This window comes from Pseudomonas sp. (assembly GCF_049590575.1).
GTDB lineage: Bacteria > Pseudomonadota > Gammaproteobacteria > Pseudomonadales > Pseudomonadaceae > Aquipseudomonas.
In genome coordinates this window covers 1-4744 of the sequence record NZ_JBAWDE010000370.1, presented here as the reverse complement: position 1 = coordinate 4744, position 4744 = coordinate 1, and the positions used below count along the sequence as shown (strand labels likewise).

The 4744-nt window shown below is 64.4% G+C and carries 6 protein-coding genes; 4 read left to right on the top strand and 2 right to left on the bottom strand.

Features of this window, described 5'->3' with window-relative positions; all coding sequences use genetic code 11:
* The 4 genes from WBR57_RS25360 to WBR57_RS25345 form a co-directional block, all read left to right on the top strand.
* On the top strand, positions 1-1018 hold a 1018-nt coding region (locus WBR57_RS25360), incomplete at its 5' end, for a phytase (protein ID WP_424087723.1).
* 46 nt (positions 1019-1064) lie between these two features.
* Entirely contained in the window at positions 1065-1757 is a 693-nt protein-coding gene (gene tolQ / locus WBR57_RS25355) for a protein TolQ (RefSeq protein ID WP_424087721.1), read from the top strand.
* Positions 1758-1772: 15 nt separating this feature from the next.
* Positions 1773-2219 (top strand): protein TolR, encoded by a 447-nt coding sequence (gene tolR, locus WBR57_RS25350; RefSeq protein WP_048731426.1) that lies wholly within the window; start codon positions 1773-1775, stop codon positions 2217-2219.
* Positions 2216-2995: a TonB family protein gene (locus WBR57_RS25345; protein ID WP_424087718.1), complete on the top strand. Its 780-nt coding sequence runs from the start codon at positions 2216-2218 to the stop codon at positions 2993-2995. Before tolR ends, WBR57_RS25345 begins: the two co-directional genes overlap by 4 nt.
* Before the next feature lie 67 nt (positions 2996-3062).
* On the opposite strand, the gene WBR57_RS25340 is transcribed toward WBR57_RS25345, so the two are convergent.
* The gene (locus WBR57_RS25340; RefSeq protein WP_424087716.1) at positions 3063-4010 is read right to left on the bottom strand and encodes a D-isomer specific 2-hydroxyacid dehydrogenase family protein; all 948 of its coding nucleotides are present in this window, start codon (positions 4008-4010) and stop codon (positions 3063-3065) included.
* On the bottom strand, positions 4007-4744 hold a 738-nt coding region (locus WBR57_RS25335), incomplete at its 5' end, for an acyl-CoA dehydrogenase family protein (RefSeq protein ID WP_424087714.1). The genes WBR57_RS25340 and WBR57_RS25335, both read right to left, overlap by 4 nt.

Genomic DNA, 4744 nt, shown 5'->3' with positions numbered 1-4744 from the left:
GTACCAGGGCACGCTCACCTGGCAAGCCAAGCCGGTTGCGGCGCCAGCGGTGCTGCCGGAGGTCGCGGCGTTGCGCCAAAGCGACCCGGTCGGCCGCCAGGGCGATGCTGCGGATGACCCGGCGATCTGGATTCACCCTGAGCAACCTGCGAAAAGCCGCGTGCTCGGCACCAACAAAAAACAGGGCCTGCTCGCCTATGACCTCGACGGCAAGCTGCTGCAGGAGCTGGCGGTAGGGCGTCTCAACAACGTCGACGTACGCCCCCATTTCAAGCTCGGCCAGCACACGGTCGACCTGGCTGTGGCGAGCAACCGCGACCACAACAGCCTGAGCCTGTTCAGCATCGACCGTCAGACTGGCGAGCTGCGTGAGGCCGGCGAAGTGCCCACGCCACTCAAGGAAATCTACGGCATCTGCCTGTTCCAACCGGCCAGCGGTGAGCTCTACGCGATCGCCAACGGCAAGGACGGTACCTTTTTGCAATACCGCCTCAGCGCGCCGGACGGCCGCGTGCAGGGCGAGCTGGTGCGCCAGTTCAAGGTCGACAGCCAGCCCGAAGGCTGCGTCGCCGACGACCAGCGCCAGCGCCTGTTTATCGGCGAAGAGGACGTCGGCGTATGGGCCGTGGATGCGCGCGCCGATAAGCCGGCAACCCTGACCAGCGTGATCAAGGTCGGCGCGCAACTGCACGCGGATGTCGAGGGTCTGGCGTTGTACCAGAGCGATAAGCGCGACTACCTGGTGATCTCCAGCCAGGGCAACGACAGCTACCTGGTGCTGGATGCCGAGCCGCCGTTTGCCAGCCACGGCGCCTTTCGCGTCGGCCTGAACGCCGCCGCCGGTATCGACGGCGCCTCGGAAACCGATGGCCTGGAAGCGACCGCGATCAACCTCGGCGGGCCTTGGAGCCAGGGCATGCTGGTGGTGCAGGACGGGCGCAAGCGCATGCCCGAGCAAACCCAGAACTTCAAGTTCGTGCCCTGGGCCGACGTGACCCGCGCGCTGAAATTGCCCTGAGCCGTCATCACCCGGTCATTATTTTTTAATGCAATAGGAGTCAACCATGCACGCGACGATGGAACATATGACGATCTGGGGTTTGATCAGCGATGCCAGCCTGCTGGTCAAGGCGGTAATGCTCACCTTGCTGCTGGCTTCATTGCTGAGTTGGTACCTGATCATTCAGCGCAGCAGTGTGCTGCGGCGCCTGGAGCGCCAGTTGAACGGCTTTGTGCAACGCTTTCGCGCGGCGCCGGATTTGCAGGGGCTGTACCGCGAAACCGTGCAGGCGGGCGAGGGCGGCATTGCGCCGATCTTCATCGCCGGAGTGCAGGAATACCAGCACCTGCACAGCCATGATCCGGCGGTGCTGGAGGGTGTGGAGCGCGCGTTGCAGGTGGCGATCACCGAGCAGGAAATCGAGCTGGAAAAGGGCCTGCAGTTTCTCGCCACCGTGGGTTCGGTCAGCCCCTACATCGGGCTGTTCGGCACGGTGTGGGGCATCATGAATTCGTTTATCGGGCTGTCCCAGGTGCAACAGGCCACGCTGTCGACCGTCGCGCCGGGCATCGCCGAAGCCTTGATCGCCACGGCTATCGGCCTGTTTGCGGCGATCCCGGCGGTGATCGCCTATAACCGTTTTGCGGCCCGCGGCCAGACCTTGCTCACCCGCTATTACGCCTTTGGCAACGAGCTGCAAGTGCGCCTGCATCGTGCGCTGCGCGGTACCTCGATCAACCTGGCCGTGGCCGCCTGAGAGAGGAGAGAGCCGATGTTGACCAGGCCGCAACGCAAGCACGGGCCCAAGGCCGAGATGAACGTGGTGCCGTATATCGACGTGATGCTGGTGCTGCTGGTGATCTTTATGGTCACCGCGCCGATGCTGACCCAGGGCGTAAAAATCGAACTGCCGAAAGTCGCCGCCGAGGCGCTGGCCACGGATACGCGCCAGCAGATCCTCACGCTGTCGGTGAAGGCTGACGGCGGTTACTACTGGAACCTCGGCGGCGAACTCGACACTCAGCATCAGACCGACAGCGCGGTGACCCTGGATGAAATGGGCGCCAAGGTCATGCAAGTAGTGGCGGCGCGCAGCGACACCCAGGTGTACATCCGCGCCGACGATAACGCCGGGTACGGCCGCGTGGTGGCGGCAATGGCGGTGCTGCAGAAGGGTGGTGTCAGCAACCTGGGGCTGGTGACCGAGGCCCCGCAATGACGGCGATGATCATGCACAGTCCCACCCTGGCGATGGCGCCCCGGGATACCGGTGGGTGGTTGAGAAACAGCGTCGCCGCCAGCGTCGCGGTGGCGCTGCACGTTGGCGTATTGGCTACCTTGATGCTGGGCTGGTCGACGCACAAGCCTGTGGTTGAAGCGCCGCGGGTGATGCATACCCAGTTGGTGATGATGCCGCCAGTGCCAGTGCCTGCACCCGTGCCTATGCCTGAACCGCCGGCCATGGTGCCGCCGCCCGAGCCAGTCAGCGTTCCTGTGCCGGTGAAACCCACTGTCGACCCACAGGTCCAGGCGCAAAAGCTCGAGAAGGCTGCGTTGGCGCGCAAGCGGGTAGAGGAGAAGAAGGTCGAACAACAACGCTTGGCCAGCGAACAACGCAACCGTGAGCTGGAGCAACAACGCTTGGAACAACAACGCCTGGACCAGCAGCGCCTGGCCGCTGAAAAAGCGCGCGCAGCGGCACCCGCGCCAGCCCCGGCTTTCGACAGCCGCCAATATCAACCCTTGAGCAAGGAAGCACCCGACTATCCCGAGCGTGCGCTGGACAAGAACATCGAAGGCGACTGTTCAGTGGAATACACCGTCAACCCCCAAGGGCGCGTGGAAAACCCCAGGGTGCTGGACGGCTGCCACCCGCTGTTTATCCGGCCTTCATTGGCGGCGGCGAATACCTTTCGCTACCAGCCGAGGATCGTCGAAGGCAAGGCCGTCGCCGTGCCGGCAGTGCGCAATACCTTCCATTACCGGATCAAATAAGTGTTCCCAGTCAACAATGAACCAATGCGGGAGGGGGGCAAGTTCCCTCCCACATTGTTAACCAGCGTCAGGCGTTGGCCACGTTGTTCAGCTTGGAGCCCGCGACGAACCTCTGCAAATTCGCCAAAAACGTATCAGCAATTTCATGGCGACTATTCGTCGAAATCGCCGACGTATGCGGCGACAACCGCACACGCGGATGGCTATACAACGGGTGCCCATCCGGCAACGGTTCCGGCTCGGTCACATCCAGCGACGCCAGGCCAATCCGGCCGTTATCCAACGCTTCCAGCAAGGCCTGCTGATCGAGCAACCCGCCCCGCGCGATGTTGATCAGGTGCAGCCCCGGCTTGGCGCTGCCCAGTACATCACGGTTGATGATATGTCGCGTGGCCTCGGTCAGCGGCGCAGCCACCACCAAGTGATCGGCGCGGGCAAACAGGTCGTGGATATCCCGTGCACCTTCAACCCCGTCAACCCCGAATGGCGCCTGGCTCTGCCGTAAGGCCACGACCTTGATCCCCAGCGCCAGGGCCTTGTGCGCCAGGCTTTCGCCAATCGCGCCAAAGCCGAGGATGCCCAACGTGGTGCCCTTGAGCGGGCGCAAGGCGGTGAAATTCCACTGTGAATCCTTGACCCAGATCTCCGGCAAATGCTTGGACGCGGCAAAGATCGCCGCCAGTGCGAACTCGGCCAGGTTGTCGGCGGCGCTGCCCCGCGAGGTGGTCACCGGCGGGCCGTTGAACAGCCATTGCGGGTAGAAGTCGATGCCCGACGAGACCAGGTGCACCCACTGCGCAGCGTAAGGCCAACCCGGCGGCGGCGTGTCCGGCGCGGTGTAGCCGCGCACGTTGATCGGGCGCAGCAGCAGGATATTCGCCTGGGGCGGCAGGTCGCTCGGCACGCCCACGGGCACGCCGATCACCTGGGCGTCGGGGTGGAGGGCCGCGAGGCGCGCGCGGATCACGTCGTTGTAGTCTTCGTCCAGTTGGCTGGCAATAATCACCTGGCTCATGTGCGTTCCTTGTGGCGTTGGGCGAACACCGCTTTGCCGACACCTTGCAGCACGGCGTCGTTCTGCGGGGTGTGCACGCGACTGCAGAGCACGTCGCGGTAATGCCGTTGCAGCGGGCTATGGCGTGACAAACCGGGGTTACCGGAGGCCTCGATGGCCAGCTCCACGGCGCGGATCGCATTGTTGGTGACCAGGTACTTCAATTGCGCGGCATTCGCGGCCGGGGTCTGGCCCTCGGCGGCGGCGTCGAGCAGGCTGCGGTTGGCGAACAGCAGGGTGTCGATATGCCCGACGGTTTCCTGGAAGCGCGGCAAGGTCGACAGCGCCGCACCGAGGTTGGACGGCTTGCGCTCTTCCAGCCAATTCACCAGCCAGTCCCGCGCGGCCTGGGCGACAGCGTCGTAGACCGAGGACAGCAACACCGACATCCACAGGAAACCATCGCTATCCAGCTCCGGCTGCGGTGCGCTCCAGGGGCTCACGCTGACGGCGTGGTCGAGCGGCACCAGCACGTTGTCGAGCACGACTTCATGGCTGCAGGTGGCGCGCATGCCCAGGTGATCCCAGGTGTCGATGATGCTGACGCCAGGGCTGTCCTTGGGCACCAGCCAGGCGCCGACCAGCGGGTCGGCATCATCGCTGCGCGCCCACACGCTGAACCAGCTCAGGCCGTGGCTGCCGGTGGAGTAGATCTTGCGCCCGCTGATGCGCCAGCCTTCGGCGGTGCGTACGGC

Coding starts and splice junctions, on each gene's coding strand:
- tolQ (WP_424087721.1), top strand. CDS start 1,065: ATGCACGCGACGATGGAACATATGACGATCTGGGGTTTGATCAGCGAT.
- tolR (WP_048731426.1), top strand. CDS start 1,773: ATGTTGACCAGGCCGCAACGCAAGCACGGGCCCAAGGCCGAGATGAAC.
- WBR57_RS25345 (WP_424087718.1), top strand. CDS start 2,216: ATGACGGCGATGATCATGCACAGTCCCACCCTGGCGATGGCGCCCCGG.
- WBR57_RS25340 (WP_424087716.1), bottom strand. CDS start 4,010: ATGAGCCAGGTGATTATTGCCAGCCAACTGGACGAAGACTACAACGAC.